General features: G+C 53.2%; 21 protein-coding genes. 9 read left to right on the top strand and 12 right to left on the bottom strand.

Annotated elements, in window-relative coordinates; translation table 11 throughout:
• Nucleotides 1-28 precede the first annotated feature (28 nt).
• Genes mnhG through dcd form a run of 7 tightly spaced genes read right to left on the bottom strand, consistent with a single transcriptional unit; the run spans nt 29 to nt 6,790 of the window.
• On the bottom strand, nt 29-385 hold the full coding sequence (mnhG, locus tag JTE88_RS00720) for a monovalent cation/H(+) antiporter subunit G (RefSeq protein ID WP_239519526.1): 357 nt from the start codon (nt 383-385) through the stop codon (nt 29-31).
• Nucleotides 385-645 carry an MrpF/PhaF family protein gene (locus tag JTE88_RS00715; protein WP_204424706.1) on the bottom strand — a complete coding sequence of 87 codons (261 nt, stop codon included), beginning with the start codon at nt 643-645 and terminating at the stop codon, nt 385-387. The genes mnhG and JTE88_RS00715 overlap by 1 nt, the downstream gene beginning before the upstream one ends.
• Nucleotides 642-1,253 carry a Na+/H+ antiporter subunit E gene (locus JTE88_RS00710; protein ID WP_204424704.1) on the bottom strand — a complete coding sequence of 204 codons (612 nt, stop codon included), beginning with the start codon at nt 1,251-1,253 and terminating at the stop codon, nt 642-644. Before JTE88_RS00710 ends, JTE88_RS00715 begins: the two co-directional genes overlap by 4 nt.
• A complete protein-coding gene (locus tag JTE88_RS00705) occupies nt 1,250-2,800 on the bottom strand; it encodes a Na+/H+ antiporter subunit D (protein ID WP_204424702.1) in 1,551 nt (516 codons plus the stop codon). Before JTE88_RS00705 ends, JTE88_RS00710 begins: the two co-directional genes overlap by 4 nt.
• Complete coding sequence (locus JTE88_RS00700) at nt 2,797-3,273, bottom strand: Na(+)/H(+) antiporter subunit C (RefSeq protein ID WP_204424700.1); 477 nt, start codon at nt 3,271-3,273, stop codon at nt 2,797-2,799. Before JTE88_RS00700 ends, JTE88_RS00705 begins: the two co-directional genes overlap by 4 nt.
• Nucleotides 3,270-6,155 (bottom strand): Na+/H+ antiporter subunit A, encoded by a 2,886-nt coding sequence (locus JTE88_RS00695; protein WP_204424697.1) that lies wholly within the window; start codon nt 6,153-6,155, stop codon nt 3,270-3,272. Before JTE88_RS00695 ends, JTE88_RS00700 begins: the two co-directional genes overlap by 4 nt.
• A 53-nt stretch (nt 6,156-6,208) precedes the next feature.
• Nucleotides 6,209-6,790 (bottom strand): dCTP deaminase, encoded by a 582-nt coding sequence (gene dcd / locus JTE88_RS00690; protein WP_204424695.1) that lies wholly within the window; start codon nt 6,788-6,790, stop codon nt 6,209-6,211.
• Between the two features lie 94 nt (nt 6,791-6,884).
• On the opposite strand from dcd, the gene JTE88_RS00685 reads away from it, so the two are divergent.
• The gene (locus JTE88_RS00685; RefSeq protein WP_204424693.1) at nt 6,885-7,559 is read left to right on the top strand and encodes a metal-dependent transcriptional regulator; all 675 of its coding nucleotides are present in this window, start codon (nt 6,885-6,887) and stop codon (nt 7,557-7,559) included.
• A gap of 1 nt (nt 7,560) precedes the next feature.
• On the opposite strand, the gene JTE88_RS00680 is transcribed toward JTE88_RS00685, so the two are convergent.
• Genes JTE88_RS00680 through JTE88_RS00665 form a run of 4 tightly spaced genes read right to left on the bottom strand, consistent with a single transcriptional unit; the run spans nt 7,561 to nt 11,061 of the window.
• Entirely contained in the window at nt 7,561-8,427 is an 867-nt protein-coding gene (locus JTE88_RS00680) for a metal ABC transporter permease (protein ID WP_204424691.1), read from the bottom strand.
• On the bottom strand, nt 8,424-9,371 hold the full coding sequence (locus tag JTE88_RS00675; RefSeq protein WP_204424689.1) for a metal ABC transporter permease: 948 nt from the start codon (nt 9,369-9,371) through the stop codon (nt 8,424-8,426). The genes JTE88_RS00680 and JTE88_RS00675 overlap by 4 nt, the downstream gene beginning before the upstream one ends.
• Nucleotides 9,368-10,126, bottom strand: a complete 759-nt coding sequence (locus tag JTE88_RS00670) for a metal ABC transporter ATP-binding protein (protein WP_239519525.1) — start codon at nt 10,124-10,126, stop codon at nt 9,368-9,370. The genes JTE88_RS00675 and JTE88_RS00670 overlap by 4 nt, the downstream gene beginning before the upstream one ends.
• Nucleotides 10,123-11,061 (bottom strand): metal ABC transporter solute-binding protein, Zn/Mn family, encoded by a 939-nt coding sequence (locus tag JTE88_RS00665; RefSeq protein WP_204424687.1) that lies wholly within the window; start codon nt 11,059-11,061, stop codon nt 10,123-10,125. The genes JTE88_RS00670 and JTE88_RS00665 overlap by 4 nt, the downstream gene beginning before the upstream one ends.
• Before the next feature lie 250 nt (nt 11,062-11,311).
• On the opposite strand from JTE88_RS00665, the gene JTE88_RS00660 reads away from it, so the two are divergent.
• On the top strand, nt 11,312-11,815 hold the full coding sequence (locus tag JTE88_RS00660; RefSeq protein ID WP_204424679.1) for a phosphoribosyltransferase: 504 nt from the start codon (nt 11,312-11,314) through the stop codon (nt 11,813-11,815).
• A gap of 187 nt (nt 11,816-12,002) precedes the next feature.
• Here the strand turns inward: JTE88_RS00660 and JTE88_RS00655 are convergent, their stop codons facing one another.
• Nucleotides 12,003-12,758, bottom strand: a complete 756-nt coding sequence (locus tag JTE88_RS00655; protein WP_204424677.1) for a type I 3-dehydroquinate dehydratase — start codon at nt 12,756-12,758, stop codon at nt 12,003-12,005.
• A 112-nt stretch (nt 12,759-12,870) separates the two neighbouring features.
• Between JTE88_RS00655 and JTE88_RS00650 the strand changes: the two genes are divergently transcribed.
• The 7 genes from JTE88_RS00650 (at nt 12,871) to JTE88_RS00620 (ending at nt 19,740) form a co-directional block, all read left to right on the top strand.
• On the top strand, nt 12,871-13,758 hold the full coding sequence (locus JTE88_RS00650; RefSeq protein WP_204424674.1) for a hypothetical protein: 888 nt from the start codon (nt 12,871-12,873) through the stop codon (nt 13,756-13,758).
• Between the two features lie 2 nt (nt 13,759-13,760).
• Nucleotides 13,761-14,555, top strand: a complete 795-nt coding sequence (locus JTE88_RS00645; RefSeq protein WP_204424672.1) for a YwiC-like family protein — start codon at nt 13,761-13,763, stop codon at nt 14,553-14,555.
• A 54-nt stretch (nt 14,556-14,609) separates the two neighbouring features.
• Nucleotides 14,610-15,014 (top strand): phage holin family protein, encoded by a 405-nt coding sequence (locus tag JTE88_RS00640; protein WP_204424669.1) that lies wholly within the window; start codon nt 14,610-14,612, stop codon nt 15,012-15,014.
• Nucleotides 15,015-15,027: 13 nt separating this feature from the next.
• The gene (locus JTE88_RS00635) at nt 15,028-15,693 is read left to right on the top strand and encodes a DedA family protein (protein ID WP_204424667.1); all 666 of its coding nucleotides are present in this window, start codon (nt 15,028-15,030) and stop codon (nt 15,691-15,693) included.
• Between the two features lie 87 nt (nt 15,694-15,780).
• On the top strand, nt 15,781-17,244 hold the full coding sequence (locus tag JTE88_RS00630; RefSeq protein WP_204424666.1) for a hypothetical protein: 1,464 nt from the start codon (nt 15,781-15,783) through the stop codon (nt 17,242-17,244).
• Between the two features lie 85 nt (nt 17,245-17,329).
• Entirely contained in the window at nt 17,330-17,560 is a 231-nt protein-coding gene (locus JTE88_RS00625) for a heavy-metal-associated domain-containing protein (protein ID WP_204424665.1), read from the top strand.
• 23 nt (nt 17,561-17,583) lie between these two features.
• Nucleotides 17,584-19,740 carry a heavy metal translocating P-type ATPase gene (locus JTE88_RS00620; RefSeq protein WP_204424664.1) on the top strand — a complete coding sequence of 719 codons (2,157 nt, stop codon included), beginning with the start codon at nt 17,584-17,586 and terminating at the stop codon, nt 19,738-19,740.
• Nucleotide 19,741 lies beyond the last annotated feature (1 nt).

Raw genomic sequence — 19,741 nt, 5'->3', positions numbered from 1 at the left:
TCAGAATCTTTGACGAACACAACTGTCTTTAGTCTACCGTGAGATCACGCCCAGCGAGCAGATCCTTATCTAATTCGTCAATATCGAAAGGGGAACTACCGGGCGGACGGGTTCGATAAGCAGCCCGCGAAATAACATGAGCAGAAATAGGTGAGGTAATGAGTTGGAAACCAATAACCGCCAATAGCGTCCATGTCACTGCACTTTCACGAACCACTAGCATCACCCCAACCATCAGCAATATCAGCGACATAACTTGGGGCTTGGTAGCAATATGCTGTAGCGAAAAAACATCTGGTACTCGCACTGCACCGATCGCCGCAATCAAAGTCAAAATAGTGCCGAGAAAAATCAGGCTCGTGCCAATCCAGTCAAGCACCACCATTATTCTTCCTCCTTTGGCAACGCCCGCGAAGTAACCGTCGACCCCACGAAACCAACGAGAGATAGCACAACGAATACCGGTAGCAGATCAGTGCGCCGCGTAAAAGCAAATAAAATCGCGATACCACCCACGAGTACCGAGGTAATCATGTCCAACGTAACCACCCGGTCAAGAATTGTTGGCCCTCGCCCTAAACGCCACAATAACAACGCTACCGCCAGTAATTCGATCACAGCACTAGCCATCAGTAACCACATCATTGGACTTCCTCCAATCTGCCGTAGGAACGTGAAGGCCCCGGAACATATCCGGCGTCAACTAATTCATCATGGGAAGCAAACGCCCGCAATAGCCGCTCTTCAACAATCAACACTGACTGACGCGTAGCCTCCATTCCCCCAGCTACTCCCACGTCGAAAACGTGCACATACAAGATCGATTCTTCACGTTGCACATCAACGACAACAGTTCCAGGAATTAACGCCGTCAAGCCAGCCACGCTGGCGATGTACACATCTGATCGCGAACGCAACCGTACTTTAACCACGGCTGATCGGGGATCCCTTGACCGTAACACAAACCACGATAATTGGGCGGTCGCACGAGCCATTTCCCAAGCCGACGTCACCACTAGTAGGACAACACCCCACGGCCGAAACCGTCCATCGAAAGGCATCGCTGGGAATGGAGCAACGGTTGTAGCAAGTAGTGCGGCTAAAAATCCGGCGCCGACGTTACCTACCGTGAATTCTCCCCACAACAGTACCCACGCCACAGTTAAACCGATAAGCAACCCCATGGAGGCGTGCGGAAAACGCTCGGATTGTAAAACCGCATGGCGAATCGCTCGGGAACTGCTATTTCTCATGGTTTCACCTCCGCTTGTTCAGTCACTTCACTGCTTTGCCCAGTACCGCGTTCGTCATCAGGCAATACGGATGAAATATAAGGGGTTCGTTGATGAAGTTCAGTAGCTGAATCCCACGTGTAACGACCAATAGGTCCAGCACCGAACGAAATCCCTAACGTCACTGTCACGAGCGCCGCAGTAGATACCACCATGGCACGCGGAATAGTTTTCTCTGGCATCTCTTCAGGAGCCTCTTGCCAAAACATCATCGTCCACGCTCGGGTTACCGCATACAAAGTTAATAGTGAGGTGACGATACCGGCTGCAATCAACCACCAATCTATCGGCAGGCCACGGCTCACCGAAGCCTGAATTAATCCCACTTTGCCCATGAATCCGGAAAGTGGTGGAATACCAGCAAGATTTAATGCTGGGATCAGGTAGAGCACGGCAAGTATGGGGGCAACTTTCGCTAACGAGCCGAGTTTAATTAACGACGTCGTTCCCCCACGTCGTTCGATTAGCCCGACGACGAGGAACAGTGCGGTTTGAACTGTGATGTGGTGGACGGCGTAGTAGATTCCAGCTCCGAGGCCATCGTCAGTGGATGAGGAAATTCCCCACACCATGTAGCCGATATGCGACACCAGTGTGAAGGACAGTAGACGTTTGATATCGTGCTGGGCCACCGCACCCAAAATTCCTACCAGCATGGTGACGATCGCAAAAGCTCCGAGAATGAAATCTAGCCGATTGGATGGGAATAGCAGGGTTTGGGTACGAATGATGGTATAGATACCAACTTTCGTCAATAATCCCGCAAACACAGCAGTGACAGGTGCAGGCGCGGTCGGATAAGAGTCTGGCAACCAGGCAGAGAGCGGGAAAATCGCGGCTTTGATACCGAAGCCGATCAGCATCATTGTTTGGATGGCTAACCGCACGCCAGGATCAACGTCAGGTAACCGTAACGCTAACTGTGCCAAGTTCACTGTTCCAGCAGCCGCATACGCAAAAGCGATTGCCATAAGTAGCACAACTGATGAGATTAGCGAGACCACAATATAGACTGTGCCGGCTCGTATACGATCATGGGTTCCGCCAAGCGTGATGAGTACGAAGGAGGCCATAAGGAGTAATTCGAAACCCACATATATGTTGAATAAATCCCCCGAAAGGAACGCGTTCGATACCCCAGCTGAGAGCAGCAAGAACGCTGGATGGTAGACGGCGATCGGAGCTGCGTCGTCACCGTCAGCTGCACCTTGAGCTACCGAATACACCAGCACGGCGAGGGTGACGGTGACTGAGGTCAGCAACATGATCGACGAGAGCCGATCAGCAACCAGACTGACGCCTACTGGCGATGACCAGCCGCCGACGTCGAGCACGATCGGCCCGCTGCGCGATAAGAGTACTAACGCAAGCGCCACGGTGAGCACGATAGACAAGATCGAGATAGAGATCCAGCCTTGTAGACGACGCAACGACGCCGAAGCAAGCGAGAGTCCGGCGCCTAAAATTGGGAAAACCACAGGAAGAGCAACGAGAAAGTTCATATTCATGAGAGCACCTCGTCTCCTGATGTGGTTTCGTGGCGCGATTCGGTTTCGTCACGAGCTTCTTCAGCATCGACTTCGATACGTTGCGGCTTATCAGCACGCTCAGCAATCTTGACCGCTTCGGATCGTTTCGCAAGCCGTTTATCTTCTAAATCGTCTTGCACTTCGTCGTTGCCAAACAACTGCCATGACCTATAACCAACTGCTAATAGAAATGCAGTCAATCCAAGAGAAAGTACGATAGCGGTCAACATCATGGCTTGAATGAGCGGGTCTGCCATCTGTGCCGGTTGCGCTTGTCCCACGATCGGGGGCTCACCCGACGCTCCACCAGCGATGAGGAACAAGATATTCACTGAATTCGTTATCGATGCTAAACCCAAGACGATACGTGACAAGGAGCGTTCCGAAACAAGGTATACTCCAACGGCCATAAGCACGCCGGAAAGAATTATCAAAGCGAGAGATGATGTCACCGTGCTACCTCCGCAACTAACTGCGAAACCTGGTTCGTGTCACTTTCCGTGTCCTGTTCAGTATGTCGATCTATTTCTGCCCCCAGCGAACGCACGATATCGAGCGAGAGGCCAACGACGGCTACATAGACCCCGATATCGAAAAACAGCGCGGTTGCTAGCTTCACCTGTCCAAACATCGGCATCACGAATTCGATAGACGCTGTCTGCAAAATTGTGCCACCCGCAGCAAGCGGAGCTAGTGCGGCTATGGCTGCGATGACCATTCCTGCTCCCATCAAATGCCCTGGATGCAACGGGATCGTAGCACCAAGCTCATAGCGGCCACCGGCAATATAGCGCAATACTAGGGCGATACCAGCTAGTAGACCACCGGCAAATCCTCCGCCGGGAAGATTGTGGCCCGAAAAAAGATAGAACAACGAAACAATCAATATGGCGTGGAAAATCAGGCGCGTACCTACTTCCACGATCACCGAACGATCCGCTGGATCTTGAAGACGCGAGGCCGCCAACCACACTCGATTATTTGATTGGGAACGTCGTGCTTTGACACCGTCAGGGATAATCAAATTACGGAATCTATCTACTCGCCCGGAACGGTCTCGGATGAAGAGTAGGGAAGAGATACCAATACCGCAAGCCACCAGCACCGACATTTCACCGAGAGTATCCCAGGAACGAATATCAACCAAAGTCACGTTGACAATATTTTTTCCATACCCATAGGCATAAGCTTCGTCGTGGAAAAGCTCCGAAATCGGAGCAACACTACGGGCACCAGCTGCGAGCCATGCCATTGCAGACATAGCTACGCCCATTGCTACCGCAAGTCCGATACGGATTCGCTGCACCGCGACAACTGGACGCGCGGAGAAATGGACCGGCAACCGGCGCAATACCAAAATAAAAACCACCAACGTCATGGTTTCTACTAATACTTGAGTCAACGCTAGATCAGGGGCACCGTATAGTTCGTAGATCAACGCCACACCGTATCCTGAAACGCCGATGAACATGATCGCTTTCAACCGGCGTCGCGACCATGCCGCCACAATCGCGGCAACCATCGTCACCACCGCCACACCAGCTTGCGGAAGCGAATCCCATAGCCGTATCTGAGGCAGATTTTCGATGCCGCCCCACCATAGCGACAACGGTACCGTGGCAACAATAAACATCATGATCATGCCGATATAGGCAGGTAGCGAACCACGCTGGGTTAACGCCGTCGCCCAACCAGATACTGTTTCCAGCTCGGTGACTAGCCACCGATAAATACCATCAGCACTCACCGGAACATCAAAGTCATGCATGCGCACGGCGAACCTTCGCGTCACCACAAAGAGCCCCACACCAGCAGTAATGATCACGCATGTGATAGCAAACGGTAGATGGAAGCCAGCGAAAACTGCCAGATGCCCAGGATTTCCAGCCAATGTGGAGGTGTACGGTAACAGGACCTTTTCGAGTACGCTCGCATTCAGACCGACAACGATACCCAGTGTTGCTAAGACAAGAATCGGGAAGGTCATCAGATACGAAGCATGTTTGGTTTCGGTTGGGGTCAATCCTGGCTTGGTGGCGAATGCTCCCCACCAGAATCGCGCAGTATACGCGACGGTGAATGCGGAACCGAGCGCAATAACTATCCAGGTAAAGGTATCGAGCGGGGTGGAATGTACTAGTCCTTCGAGGGCTGCTTCTTTGGCAACGAAACCAGCAGTGAAGGGCAATCCCATCATCGAGGCACCGGCTAATCCAGCTCCGATAGCCACTGACGTACATTGGCGGCCGACTCCAGATAGTTCGCGTAGATCACGTGTTCCAGTGGACCAATCGACTGAACCAACTGAAAGGAATAACGTGGATTTGAAAAGTGCATGGGCGACTAACAATGCCAAGCCAGCCAGAAGTGTTGCTGGTGTCCCGTAACCTACAAGGACGATGATGAGTCCGAGTTGAGAGACTGTACCAAATGCCAACACGAGTTTCAGATCGAACTGTTTCATGGCGCGGAATCCGCCGACGATTAAGGTTCCCAGACCAGCGGTGATCACCACGTATCGCCACTGCGGTAACTGTGAAAATCCGGGAGCCAGCCGGGCAATCAGATAAACTCCCGCTTTGACCATCGCGGCCGCATGTAGATATGCCGATACTGGGGTCGGTGCCGCCATAGCTGCCGGGAGCCAAAAATGGAATGGAATCAGCGCCGACTTTGATAGTGCTCCGATAAGAACGAGCACCACTGCGGTTGCGGTGTAGATACCGTGGGTATGGATCAGGTAAGGACCTTGAGCGACCAGTTCCGACAGTTGATAGGAGCCTCCCGGGATGTGCCCGAGCAAAATGATTCCGGTAAGCATCGCTAACCCACCAGCCGTAGTGACGATGATGGCTTGGCCGGCTGCTCGACGTGAGGCACTCGAGGTGTAATTATGTCCAATCAACAAATAAGAAAAGACCGTTGTTAATTCCCAATAAGTGTAGAGAGCAAGAGTGTTATCGGTTGTTACTAGCCCTAACATCGCACCAGAGAAGGCGACGAAGACTCCAGCAAAACGCCCAAGCCCTTGGGCGTTGGGGGCAAAATAGCGGGCACAATAGATCAATACCAGGCCACCTACCCCAGTAACGATGAGGGCGAGCACCCATGACAGATGGTCAATACGCACGTCGAGGTTGAGGTGCAATTGGTTAATCCATGGGATTTTTTCTTCGACTACACTCCCACGTAACACTTGGGGTCCGTAGCTGGCTAGCCAGACAAAAGCCGCTAGCGGGATGGCGGCAAGAATCAAAAATCCCAACCGTCCTGCTCGCATTATTCGAGGTGCACATAGCCCACCTAGAACAAAAAGTGCCAGCACAAAAAGCATCGCATTCCCTTCACTGTCTCCTGGTCACAGTTTACGGGAAAGTGGCAAGCAAGTTAACGCGTGACGTCGATGCGGTGGAAATTCAGGTGTGACCGGGACGCTGTGGGACCACGTTGACCTTGGTATCGTGAGCCGTTCGCTCCTGACCCGTAAGGGTGTTCTGCCGGCGAGGAAAGTTGGAAGAAGCACAGCTGGCCAACTTTCATTCCAGGATAGAGCTTAATCGGCATCGTTGCCGTGTTCGATAGCTCTAACGTGACGTGCCCAGAGAAACCCGGATCAATGAAACCTGCAGTGGAGTGAGTGAGCAATCCCAAGCGACCAAGGCTAGATTTACCTTCGAGCCGAGCGGCGACGTCGTCACCAAGGGTGACTTGTTCATAAGTTGCACCCAAAACGAATTCGCCCGGGTGCAAGATAAACGCACCATCGGCATCTACCTCTACGAGCCGCGTCAAATCGGTTTGGTCTAATGCCGGATCGATCACATCATATTTATGGTTATCGAAAAGCTGGAAGAGCCGATCGAGGTGTACATCAACGCTCGATGGTTGGATCATAGTCGGATCCCACGGATCCAACGTAATGCGTCCGTGCTGAACGTACCGGGAAATATCACTATCTGAAAGCAGCATGATTCTATTGTGCCACCTTCTGGACGCTCGACACCAACGTTGTGGTGAAAATGAACAATCGAGAAAGCTCCCATAGCCGTGTTACCATGCACTTATGCCAGTTTCTTCGTTATCTGAAAGCACCCAGAACTATATGAAGGCAATCTGGTCTCTCGGCGAATGGTCCGATGAGCCAGTTACAGCCTCAAGCCTTGCTGCACGTGCTGGAGTGAAACTTTCGACCGCATCGGACGCGATTCGCAAACTTACAGATCAGGGACTGGTTGATCATGCCCCCTACGGAGCAGTTTATTTAACCGATCATGGCCGATCACTGGCAGTGGCGATGGTTCGCCGTCATCGTCTTATCGAAACCTTCTTGGTAGATATTCTGGGTTACGCCTGGGACGAAGTCCATGCCGAAGCAGAAGTTCTAGAACATGCTGTCTCGGATGTGATGGTAGCACGGATGGCACAGCGTTTAGGTAACCCAAGCCGCGATCCGCACGGCGATCCGATCCCCGCTGCTGACGGTACGATCATTCGCCCGCAAGCTGTTTTGCTCAGTTCGATTGACGATGCCGGCCGGTTCCAGGTGGAACGTATTTCCGACGGCGATCCGGATCTGTTACGGTTTTTCGACATTCACGGAATCGCTTACGGTTGCGTGGTAGAAACCCAACCTCCGGCGCCGTATTCAGAGTCGATTGAAGTGACCGTTAAGGGACATGACTCGGTGCTGTTAGGCGTTGCCGCTCAACGCGCTATCTGGGTAAGTTCAGCAAACTAGCTCAGCTGTGTCGTTGCGACTGGTGGACAAACCGGCGCTTTTTACCAACGATCAGCACGCCAGTAAACAACAACCCATACCATACCGCCATCGCCGCCGACGTCGGCGCATGCAGTACGTAAGCTAACCAGAATCCCACGATAGCGCCAGAAACCGCGATAATAGCGGTACTGACCAACATGTGCCGCATAGACGTACTAAACAGCCGCGCCGTAGCTGCCGGGGCAATCATCAGTGCCACAATCAGAATTGCGCCAGCCGCATTGAAAGCAGCGGTGACTGTAATAGCTACGAGAAACATGAACGCAGCGTCAACTGCTCGGGCGCTAATACCCACGGTTTGAGAAAATTCCGGATCGAAGCTAGTAATTTTCAGCCGCGGATACATCAACCACATCGCCCCAATATTTAGGACAAGAACCGCGAGTAACACGTAAAGATAAACTGGCCCATACGAGGTGCCATTAATCATGAGTTGATGCCACGCAGCAAGGTTGAGGTCACCAGCGAGTACCGTATGTGTATCTAGATGCAGATTTCCGAAATTCAACGAAATTAAAATAACCCCTGCGGAAAACAGCATAGGGAAAATCAGACCTTGCGGAGCATCACCCGAAACGAACCCCGAGCGCATCAACCAGTCGTTTCCCAAAACGACGATCAGGCCAGCGACTGCCGCACCAACGATTAACAGGGGGGAATCGAAATCGTGGGTAATATAGTAGCCGACAACGATGCCCGGCAAGATCGCGTGACTCATCGCGTCAACCAGCATCGAGCTTCGGCGCAGCACAATAAACGATCCGGGGATGGCACACACGAGCGCAGTCACCATGGCGAGCAGGCTAGTTCCGATAACAAAACTCATAGCTGACTTTCTGCTACATGGGTGCGTTCTAATAGCTGTTGTTTAAGTTCTTCACGTGCTCGACGTCGAGCCCAGGCTTGCATGATAAGCGAACGGCGCGGGGAGAACACGAGTGAGATAACGAAGATGACAAACAAGACAATGACGATCATCGGACCGGTTGGCACTTTTCCAAGAGAGACGGCAAGGTAGGCACCGATTCCGGAACCTATTGCCCCGATCAGTGCCGAGACAATCACCATGGAGCTGAGCCGGGTTGTCCATTGGCGAGCAGCAGCTGGCGGGGTAATCACGAAGGCGATCATCACCACGAGCCCGACAGCACGCAGGCCGATGACCGAGGCGATGACGATGGTGGCGAACATGAGTGTGTCGATGAGTTTGCCGTTGATTCCCATCATGGTGGCGTGGGTGGGGTCAAAAGCGCGGGCCGCGAATTCTTTCCAGAATAGCGCAACCATCGCGAGCGCGAGTCCGCCGACGGCTAACGACGTGTAGAGATCTTCGCGGGTGATTGTTGAGGCGTTGCCGAAGAGATAGTCTTGGATTCCGCCTTTGCCGGGCAGGGGTGCGTCAGCAACGATGCGCATGAGCATCATTCCCAGGCCGAAGAATAGCGAGAGCGCTACGGCCATTGCCGAATCGAGATGGACTTTGGAGTTGCGCACGATCCATTGGGTGAAGAGCACAGCAAAGGTACCAACAATAACTGCACCAGTAATCAAGGCGAGCATATTGCGCCCGTCGGTTCCGATAATGACGACGGAGAACAAGAACGCCGCCAATGTGCCAGGTAACGCTGAATGGGAGATCACGTCGGAGATCATCGACTGTTTACGCAGATAGGCAAATGAGCCGAGTGCTCCGGCGACGAAGCCGATCACCGTCGTGCCGAAAAATACCATACGGAAGGTATGGTCGGAGAAAAATTCGATAATGCTCAAGCGATGTTTCCCCACTCGTCGTCGTCCGCGACGCGGTATGCGGTCCGGATGTTGTCGCGGGTTAGCGTTGTTTGGCTCGGACCGGAAGCGACGATCGTACGGTTAAGGAGGGTAACGTGGTCGCAATAGTCGGCGACGGTGGCCAGGTCATGATGGACGATGACAACCGTGTTTCCTTGCGAACGCAGGTGGTGAAGAACGTCAACGATTGCGCGTTGACTTTTCGCGTCGACGCCTTGGAAGGGTTCATCCATGAAGTACAGCTGAGGCTGTTGAACGAGGGCACGGGCGAGGAAGACTCGTTGACGTTGCCCGCCGGAGAGCTCCCCGATTTGCCGATGGGCTAAGTCTGGGATTCCGGTTTGTTCGAGAGCTTGCATGGCTTGGGCACGTTCGGCACGGCCCGGACGGCGCAACCACCCAAGTTTGCCGTACGTTCCCATCGTAACGACGTCGATCACGGTGGTTGGGAAGTCCCAGTCTACGCTGACACTTTGGGGCATATATCCGACGCGCTCACGTACTTTAGACAATGGTTGTCCAAAGAACTGCGCCGAACCTGTTAACGGTTTGACGAGCCCCAACATCGCTTTGATCAGGGTTGATTTGCCGGCGCCGTTGGGCCCAACAATACCCATAACGACGCCTTCGGGAACGCTGAAATTAACGTTGTAGAGTACTGGGTCTACCCGGTAGCACACCGACATGTTCTGAGTTGCGCATGCCGGTGTGCTAGAGGTGTGTGAAAAAGTCACTTGCTGAGCGCCTTTGAGATAGCTTCTGCGTTGTGCATCAAGGAGCCGAGGTAAGTATCGACGCCCTTTTCTGCACCAAGAGAGTCTGCGAAGAGTTCATCGTCAGAGATCTTCACGTCCCAACCGTTGGCGCGAACTGCTTCTTGCAAAGCCTTGATCGCCTGTGGGTTTGCGAGGTTGTCGAGGAAGATCACTGGAACTTTCTTTTCAGCGATCAACTTGGCAAGGTCGGAGATTTCTTGGGTGGAGAGCTTGGCTTCGGAGGAGACGAAGTCAGTTGCGTGGACTTCCAGATCGAAGGTTTGACCGAAGTAGTTGAAGGCGTCGTGGCCAGAGATCAGGATGCGTGGTGGGGCGACTTTATCAAGGAGTTCTTTAGCCTGTGCCACGGTAGTGGTGATTTCTTCACGGTACTTCTTGACGTTGTCCTGGTAGGTTTTCGCATTGTCTGGATCGATTTCGGCGATCTTGTCGGCTGCTACCTGCACGGCCTGTGACCATGCTTCTGGACTGTTCCAGATGTGTGGATCGTGCAGTGCATGGCCATCTTCGTCGGTTTCTGGCCATGGCAGGAGGTACTTCTCGTCGAGGGTATCGCCAACTGCTACTTGCTTATCACCGAGTGATTCGAGCTTGTCCAGCATCTGTGCTTCAAGGTGGAGGCCACTCCAGATCACGACGTCAGAGTCTTGCAGTTGTTCAATATCTTTGGTGGTGGGCTGGTAGGTATGCGGATCGCCACCTGGACCGACCATGGTGATCACTTCAGCATCTGGAGCGATGTTAGCGACAGCATCTGCCAGATAGCCGGTTGTCGCGAAGATTTTGAGATGGTCTTCAGCGGCGCCTTCGGTAGCTGAGGAACATCCGGCAAGCAGTAGCGCACTAGCGAGAAGCGCTGTGGCGCCGAGTTTGATTGTGGAGAAAGCCTTCATGTTTACTCTTTCATCGGGTGTATGAGCGGATCGTAAGATAGCGGAGTAACGCTATGCGACACTCATCTATCCAGCAACTAACTTAGCGATTTAGGATACCCTAATTCAACAATTCACTTGCCAATGTTTTATAGAACACACATGAACACGTGCAATTTTCGACAGCCAACTCGTTTCACAAGATGAGGTAACTGCTCTCACTATGTGAATCCATTACATAGAAACGAGCAAGAGGCGGTAAACTCGTGCCATGGCATACCACGCAGATACCACCGAATTGACCGGCAAAGAAGTTCTCCAATGGGATGAGTTTGGCGTAGCAATGCGCGAACTTGCTCAAACAATCGCAGATTCAGGCTTCCATCCTGAAGTTATTATCGCTATTGCTCGCGGCGGGCTCTTGCCTGCTGGTGCACTGAGCTACGCCCTTGGCGTGAAGCTCTCTGACGCAATGAACATCGAGTTCTACACTGACGTCGAACAGACTCTCCCAGACCCAATTCTCCTTGAACCGCTTTTGGACACGGAATCAATTAAGGGCAAGAAACTACTCATCGTCGATGATGTTGCCGATTCTGGACGCACCCTGAAAATGGCTGTTGATATGCTTGCCGATCTTGGTGCCGATGTGCGCTCAGCTGTGATCTACGATAAGCCACGCTCAGTTGTTGCCCCGGATTATTCTTGGAAGGCAACCGATCAGTGGATCGTCTTCCCATGGTCTTCACAGCCACCGGTAACACCAAACAACTAATCATCAACTACTAACTTTTACGGGTGGTGGGACAGATTTACTGTCCCACCACCCGCTTCACGTCTTCCGTACTTTTACCGGTCACGCGCCGACCGCAACATCTAGTTCGCGCATACCCGCACAAGCTTCAACACAACCATCATCATCTCTGGCACACATCGGCGCAGATGCCCCGGTAACAGCAAGTTTAGGCTTCGGTCGCTTCGGTCTGCGCGGCAAGAAGTTCCGCAATATGCGGCTGGCCCGGAGCTGACGGCCGCGAACAAGCAGCGAACGTGGCAACCGAACCATAGTCCCAGCCCACAAAACGTGCCCGGCGCCCCTGCTCGCTCATCGCCACCGCAATGACCATCCGGCCAGTTTCCTCAGTGACCTCACGGGTAACCGTCAGTAGCCGATCGACGTCGTCCGAATTTTGTGCAGTGACGGCAAGTTTGGCAACTACTCCTTCAATCGCAAGCATGTCGTCAAACATGATTCGCAAAATATCCGATTCTGGAGTGGAGATCCAGTTATGGTCAGAAATAACGACGGTATACCCCAGCTCTTGAGCCCGCCGTGATAAGTCCGGAGCTGCACGATGCCAATATTCAATATCCACACCAATTCGCTCACTGGGTACCCGCAACTGCAGTAAAGTGTCAAGCATTTCCGCAAGCAACAGCCGATAACGCCCCTCACTTACCTTCACCGCACCACCTTGGCTAGCAGTACGGATCGTCAAGAGCAACGGAATATCAGTTGCTTGGATAAGCAATGGAATAATTTCAGAGCCCAGATGAGAAAAAGAGAAATTCGGATGTTCGCCAAATAACATGTCCACACGCCATTCAATGACGTGGGCACCGGCACGCTGCGCTTCTCGAGCTTCCTCGACTAACATCGCCGGCGTCGTACCTAGTAAAGGCACAATAATCGTTCGAGTACCAGGCGAAAAAATCATTTCCCCTCCTTCAACGCTGAATGTCACCGATAAGGCAACGATACCGCAGTGGAGATATATCGGGTAAAGTGTGGCGTGGAAATACTATTAGCTATAAGAAAAATGGGATCGTATGCCGATTAATCTTGATCAGTTCAACTCTGCTGATAATCCCACTCCGGCACATCAGCCCGGCTCTCGCGGTCCGTTTTACTTCTTCCTCGCCAGCGCGGCCATCGCGTTTGCTGTCGCCATCATTGTGATATTCATGATGTTCATTAACCAAGGCCGCAACGTCGTGGAAACTCCGCAAAAACCAGTTGCCCTAGAACAATCCGAAAAGACGCAACCTAACACTCCGCCTGCTGAAGACCCACAAGCTCCGCCGCCCATCGACGGGTCGAGTCTAGATGACGTCATTTCTACCTCAACCTGCAGCGACCCGCAAAGCGACACTCTTCCATTCTTCGACTATGTGTTAGCTACCGACTCACAACAGCAATGGAATGCTAAAACACAAAAAGTTTTTACTGACGCCTTGGCTAAACTCGATGAACATTGCGCCGCAAACAAGACCTACTTACTGGCTGTTCAGCAAGCTCTCGTCAATCCCCAAGCACCTCCGCAAATCAATGCACTAGTCAAAGATGCTACATGGATTACTCGTGTGCGACCAGCACCCGACGATGCACAAATCCCCACCGGACGCTTCACTACTGGCTTGCGCAATATTCACTGCTCGATGGAATCCGATGGCACCTCATGCACAATCAACAATTATCAATGGGCTGCGCCGGAAGGCTGTAGTGGCAAACCAGCAACACTACGCATCGATCCATCGATGGACGAACCAAAAGGTGGCTGTTTAACCGCGATTGTGGGCGAAACCGAGTATCCATATGGCACAACTTTGGCTAATAACGGCTATGCGTGCACAGTAGAATCCACCGGCGTTACCTGTTGGTCAGAGTTTACCGGGCACGGTTTTGAGTTAAGTCGCGAGCGCCTGAACCAATTCTAATTATGGCCGCTCGACGTCGAACACAGTGGATTCCCAACTACCACGGGGCCTGGGCGATGGTTGGAATTCCACCGCTTGTGGGCATCGCAATCGGTGGTTTCACATGGACTCACATTCTTGTGTTGATGTTATGGTGGATTGGCTACTTCGCTTTTTTCGCCACTGGTTTATGGTTACGTTCCGGGCACAAATCTCGCTATTTCACACCTGTCATCGCCTACAGTTTACCCTGCGTTGCGCTGGGATTAATACTAGCATTTTTGGAACCTGAGTTACTGAGATGGGTTCCGATTTTTCTCCCACTTATTCTTGTGACCTTCCGGCAATCTGCGATGCGCCGGGATCGCTCACTTCTTAATGACACTGTGACTGTAGCTGCCGCTTCCTTGATGGTTGCAGTGAGCGCTCACGTTGGGAGCTTTGCCCACCCTGATCTATCGTGGTCGAGGACGTGGGTAACGACTGGATTTGTATTCGGTTATTTCATGGGCACTGTCTTCTATGTGAAAACCAATATTCGCGAGCGCGGGCGAACATCGTGGCTTGTCGCCTCAATTGCATGGCATGTTGCGTGGTTGGGATGTGCAACTAGCATCTCCAGCCACGCAATCACTATCGCAGGCATTGAGCTTTCTAGCTGGCATACTGGACTATGGGTTGTGCTTGCGTTACGGGCAGGAGCGGTGCCCTTATGGGGAGCTCGCCATGGTTGGGTAAGCGCGAAAGCTCTTGGTATTGGGGAAATTGTTTTCGCGCTCGCATTCTCTCTAACACTCCTCATCCCCTCATTCTCCTAGGTTTTGTTAGCGCAATTATTCAGTGCCACGTCGGTAACCTGCTAAGCTGGGCGCATGAAATTTGTTATTCGTATCTTGTCCAATGCGCTAGCACTATGGGTTACCACGCTGCTTTTTAGCGGGTTCGCGTTACGTGAGCCAGTTATCGATTCCTTGGCCACCCTTGATCCGCAGGTTCGCACGATTATTGCCCTACTCGTCGGCGGTCTGATTTTGTCGCTAGTCAACGCATTCGTACGCCCTATCGTGAAACTGCTGTCGTTGCCGATCTATATTTTGACACTCGGGTTATTTTTCGTCGTCGTCAATGCAGCAATGTTGATGCTCACTAGCTGGATCTCGGGGCAAGTCGGAGTAGGTATCGCGGTTGATAGTTTCGTGTGGGCGATTGCCGGCGGTATCGTCATTTCAGTGGTGAACACCGCGCTAGAAATTCTTATTCCGAATAAGCGGAAATGACATACTGTACCCCATGCTGACATCTTCACTTATCACCTTGTCCCAGCAAGTTGCCGATTCGCAAGACCTTTCTGGAATTGCGGCATGGACTGTCGATCTTATGAACAAGCTCGGCGGTTTGGGCGTAGCCTTGATTATCGCCATCGAAAATGTCTTCCCGCCGATCCCGTCTGAAGTCGTTTTACCACTAGCTGGCTTCACGGCTTCCCAGGGTGGAAATTTGAGCTTTGTTGGTGCCTTAATCTGGTCCACTATCGGCTCGCTACTTGGTGCGCTCATCCTTTACGGCATCGCCTACCTTTTTGGTCGCGAACGTACGCGCGCTTTACTTCTCTGGTTACCGTTAACTCGCGAATCCGACGTCGATAAGACGGAACAGTTCTTCGAAAAGTACGATCGGCCAACCGTGTTTTTTGGCCGCATGCTACCGATTTTCCGTTCGCTTATTTCCCTACCTGCTGGCGTGATTAAAATGAATATCCCGTTATTCATAGGTCTGACCACTGCCGGTTCACTCGTGTGGAACACGGCGCTCATCACCGCTGGCTATGTACTTGGCGATAACTGGGAACTCGTCGAACGCTATGTGGGGTTGGGGTCAAAGATCGTTGCAGTTATTGTGCTTCTTGGCCTACTAGCGTGGGTTATTATGCGTGTTCGGGCAACGAAAAATCGTTAAAACCATTCGTTTTTATACGTCAATCTAACTACCGAATTGTCGTTTCGCCCGGTATCGTGGTGACGAGAGTCCAACGAAGGGATAAAAGTGACCACCACCTACCTCATGGCTGTTTCTGACAGTCAAGCTTCTGCTTTTCTCGATAACGGTTACGATCTGATCGCCGGTTTCGCCGTTGATGCCGCAGCGCTCGCCGATGTGACCGACGTCAGCAAACTCCTTGACGTTTTGCAACTACGGTTCCCCGGATCGCCGTTTTCCGACGACGGTCCACTTCATGTTCTCCACCTGCCAGCTGACGCATTTGTTCAAGCCCGTCCAGCAGTAGGACCGTTGCATCCGCAAGCCTTCCGTGGCGGAATTATCGAACCTGCCCCGTTTGATGGCTCGGGAATCGTAGAAGGTGGCGGGGTACGCACCGAGCTTCTGATGCTTGACCCGTGCCGTATCACTACTGGTTCACGGTTGTGGAGCTTTATCCCTGGCGAAGACGAACCCATCCTACGTGGCGTCTACCATGGCATTACTTACGGTTGGGAAAACACCGAAACAGGCACGTTTGTCGCGGGAGTTCCGTCTCCATTTGCGGGCGCTACCGTTAAACGCGCCTGGGGAGATGTGCCGTGCGACGTCGAATTAGAAGACGATCAGCCAGTTGCTGTCACGCTCGTGTGCCCGTTTGAGCCAGAAGATGAAGAAGGCTTCGAACAGTTAGAAAACCAGTTGTGGGCTAAGCGGATTGCGTATGATGAGTCGTTTTCTATCTACACTCCACTGATTACCGCTCAACTGTCTGGTATCCCGGTACGAATCTTGCGTGCCGTATCGACCGAAGAACATCCGCTTATGTTCCAAATCGTCTCGCTTGTACCCGATGCGGTTTACTGTACTGCAGTGAACTTCCAACGCTGGGCTGGCGGTACTTACACTGCGCTAGCGTTACCGGAAAATTTGGAAAATCAAAACAAACAGGAAGCTTCGCCGGTTTCGTGGTCGTTAGCTGATCGCCCGGCAGCTACCACACACCGCACCACTCCATTGGATATCGCCAACCCGAATATGCTTGTTCAAGAAGCATTTAATCTGCTTGGGCAAACCACTCCGCCGGCATGGACTGAACTCTCGCTACAAGCACAGATCATTGGCGATCATATCTCGTATGAAGCAAACGCCAAGCTTTCCAATGGTCAAGGTGCTCGCCTCAAGATCGTTCCAACAGCGGTGCTGCATTACCTGCGTCAGCTCAAGAAATTGCGTACCGAGGCTTGCGAAGCTCCGTTCTTTGCAATCGTTTTGCAGGCAGTGCGCGACGGTCAGGGATCGGTTTCGCTCAACGCAGAAGCTGAGCCACCCTACGCCGATCAGGTTCCAGATACCGAATGGGCACGCGAATATGCGCTTGTTAAGGCCAGCGGTCATCCAGTACCACAATGGCTTGTTGCCAAGGTTTCCAAAGCTACCAGTACCGGTAGCTCTTTCGGCCCGGGGGCAACTATCAACGAGCGGTCTCACACTGACTTGACGTCACATATTTCTGCTGTGCCTGAATAAGCCACGAAATGACGTCTTCCCTCGCCCCGCTACTTGTGCCATGATTAGTAGCGGGGCGAAATAGTTAAAAACGAAAGGAATTATGATGTCTCAAACAACTCTCGAAATCTCCGGCATGACCTGCGGCCACTGCGCCAACCACGTCACCGAAGAACTCGCCGAACTAGCAGGCGTATCCAACATCAACGTTGACCTTAACGCCGGCGCAACCTCGATTGTCACCTTCGAATCCGAATCACCAATTTCCGACGCCGACATCCGCGAAGCAGTCAGCGAAGCCGGAAACTACACCGTGGAAAGCATCAACGTAAAGTGAACGTCGACCTCAAGATTACGGGCATGACATGTGCGTCATGCTCGACTCGCGTGGAAAAGAAACTCAACAAAGTCCCAGGCGTCACCGCCGTCGTCAACTTGGCAACCGAACGCGCCCACGTCGAATTTCCAGCAGAACTATCGAACGCAGATCTCATCTCTGTCGTCGAAAAAGCGGGATACGGCGCAAGCGTCCTGGAAGACGACACGCTCGACACTTCCGATTCTGTTGCCCGCAGTAACGATTTTCGACGCCGATTCATCGTGTCCGTCATCTTGAGCGTTCCCATCATCGCCCTATCCATGATCGCGGCCTGGCAGTTCGCTGGCTGGCAATGGTTCATCACCGCACTGGGAATCCCCGTTGCTTTCTGGGGCGGATGGCCCTTCCACAAAGCGGCATTCTCCGCCGGCCGCCACGGCTCGTCAACTATGGACACCCTGGTTTCCCTCGGCGTCGTCACCTCGATGGCCTGGTCACTATGGGCGCTATTCTTCGGCGGCGCTGGGCATATCGGCTACACCATGTCGATGAGCGGACTACTCAGCCTCGACGCTCACGGCCACACCCATATCTACGTCGAATCAGCAGCCATGATCGTCACCTTCCTGCTGTTGGGACGCTGGCTCGAATCGCGCTCCCGGCGCCACGCCGGCGATGCCCTGCGCCTCCTGCTCTCAACCGGAGCACCCTCAGCTAAGCTCGTTCAACGAGCCGACGGCAGCCCAGCTGATGAAACCATCCCGGCAACCGATCTCGCCGTCGGAGACATTTTCGCCGTACACGCCGGCCAAAAAATTCCAACCGACGGAATCGTCGTTTCTGGATCCAGCGCAATCGACGCATCCCTCATCACCGGCGAATCCACCCCGATTGACGTGCACGAAGGTGACGCCGTCATCGGCGCAACCATCCTCACCAACGGATCCTTGCGTATTCGCGCAACCCGCGTCGGCTCGGACACCACACTGGCACAGATGGGCAGACTGCTTGAACAAGCACAAGTAGGCAAAGCCCCCATCCAGCGTCTCGCCGACCAAATCGCATCCGTATTCGTACCTGGCGTACTCCTTATTGCGCTCGCCACTTTGCTTGCGCGGATCTTCGTCTTCGACAACTCCCTCGATATGGCACTATCGTCAGCCATCACTGTGCTCGTTGTCGCCTGCCCCTGTGCGTTAGGTTTAGCAACCCCAACCGCACTGCTCGTCGGCTCCGGCCGCCTCTCCCAGCACGGCGTCCTCATTTCCGGCCCAGAAGCCTTGGAAAACGCCCACTCGCTGGACGCAATCGCACTCGATAAAACCGGCACCCTCACCACCGGCGAACTTACCATCGCCGACGTCGTCAACCACACCGCAACCGATACGCTCGCGGTACTTGCCGGCATCGAAGCCCACTCGCATCATCCGTTAGCGCGCGCACTCGTATCTGGCGCACACAACCGCGGCGTCGAACCGGCCACCGTCACCGACGTACGTGAAGAAGTCGGCCGCGGATTAACCGCCCGCTGGAACGACGAACAGATCTTCGCCGGCAGCCTCGCGTGGCTGCGGGAAAACCAGGTGCCGGTCCCAGCCCTTAATGAGCCTGGCACAATCGTCGCCTGCGGTAGTCGCATGGAATTCTATGGCTACGTAGTCTTGAGCGACACCATTCGCACCGACGCCATCGAAGCACTTACCTGGTTGCGTGAACAAGGAATCGAACCGATGATGATCACCGGCGACAACCTCGCCAGTGCCACCACCATCGCCAACCAGCTCGGGATCACCACCGTTCACGCCAACGTGCTACCGGAAGATAAATACGCCATCATCACCCAGCTACGCGCCGAAGGTAAGAAGGTGGCGATGGTGGGCGACGGTATCAATGACGCCGCTGCCCTCGCCGCAGCCGATCTTTCTATCGCCATGGGGTCGGGAACCGATGTGGCCCAAGCCAGCGCCGACGTCACCATCGTCGAATCGCGTATCAACGTCATCCCCAAGATGCTGCGCATCGGCCACAAGACGCTACGTATCATTAAAGAAAATCTAGCCTGGGCGTTCGGATACAACCTCCTCGCTATCCCGTTGGCCGTTTTCGGAATAATTGCACCCGGCCTGGCTGCGATTGCGATGGCTAGTTCGTCAGTCATCGTCGTCGCCAACTCGCTACGTTTACGCAATGCTCGATAAG

The sequence above is a fragment of the Arcanobacterium phocisimile genome, from assembly GCF_016904675.1.
Taxonomy (GTDB): domain Bacteria; phylum Actinomycetota; class Actinomycetes; order Actinomycetales; family Actinomycetaceae; genus Arcanobacterium; species Arcanobacterium phocisimile.
This window is presented reverse-complemented; position numbering and strand designations above follow the sequence as displayed.

Coding starts and splice junctions, on each gene's coding strand:
- JTE88_RS00635 (WP_204424667.1), top strand. CDS start 15,028: ATGCTGACATCTTCACTTATCACCTTGTCCCAGCAAGTTGCCGATTCG.
- JTE88_RS00645 (WP_204424672.1), top strand. CDS start 13,761: ATGGCCGCTCGACGTCGAACACAGTGGATTCCCAACTACCACGGGGCC.
- dcd (WP_204424695.1), bottom strand. CDS start 6,790: ATGCTGCTTTCAGATAGTGATATTTCCCGGTACGTTCAGCACGGACGC.
- mnhG (WP_239519526.1), bottom strand. CDS start 385: ATGGTGGTGCTTGACTGGATTGGCACGAGCCTGATTTTTCTCGGCACT.
- JTE88_RS00665 (WP_204424687.1), bottom strand. CDS start 11,061: ATGAAGGCTTTCTCCACAATCAAACTCGGCGCCACAGCGCTTCTCGCT.
- JTE88_RS00650 (WP_204424674.1), top strand. CDS start 12,871: ATGCCGATTAATCTTGATCAGTTCAACTCTGCTGATAATCCCACTCCG.
- JTE88_RS00660 (WP_204424679.1), top strand. CDS start 11,312: ATGGCATACCACGCAGATACCACCGAATTGACCGGCAAAGAAGTTCTC.
- JTE88_RS00705 (WP_204424702.1), bottom strand. CDS start 2,800: ATGAATATGAACTTTCTCGTTGCTCTTCCTGTGGTTTTCCCAATTTTA.
- JTE88_RS00685 (WP_204424693.1), top strand. CDS start 6,885: ATGCCAGTTTCTTCGTTATCTGAAAGCACCCAGAACTATATGAAGGCA.
- JTE88_RS00625 (WP_204424665.1), top strand. CDS start 17,330: ATGTCTCAAACAACTCTCGAAATCTCCGGCATGACCTGCGGCCACTGC.
- JTE88_RS00680 (WP_204424691.1), bottom strand. CDS start 8,427: ATGAGTTTTGTTATCGGAACTAGCCTGCTCGCCATGGTGACTGCGCTC.
- JTE88_RS00695 (WP_204424697.1), bottom strand. CDS start 6,155: ATGCTTTTTGTGCTGGCACTTTTTGTTCTAGGTGGGCTATGTGCACCT.
- JTE88_RS00655 (WP_204424677.1), bottom strand. CDS start 12,758: ATGATTTTTTCGCCTGGTACTCGAACGATTATTGTGCCTTTACTAGGT.
- JTE88_RS00640 (WP_204424669.1), top strand. CDS start 14,610: ATGAAATTTGTTATTCGTATCTTGTCCAATGCGCTAGCACTATGGGTT.
- JTE88_RS00620 (WP_204424664.1), top strand. CDS start 17,584: ATGACATGTGCGTCATGCTCGACTCGCGTGGAAAAGAAACTCAACAAA.
- JTE88_RS00710 (WP_204424704.1), bottom strand. CDS start 1,253: ATGAGAAATAGCAGTTCCCGAGCGATTCGCCATGCGGTTTTACAATCC.
- JTE88_RS00715 (WP_204424706.1), bottom strand. CDS start 645: ATGATGTGGTTACTGATGGCTAGTGCTGTGATCGAATTACTGGCGGTA.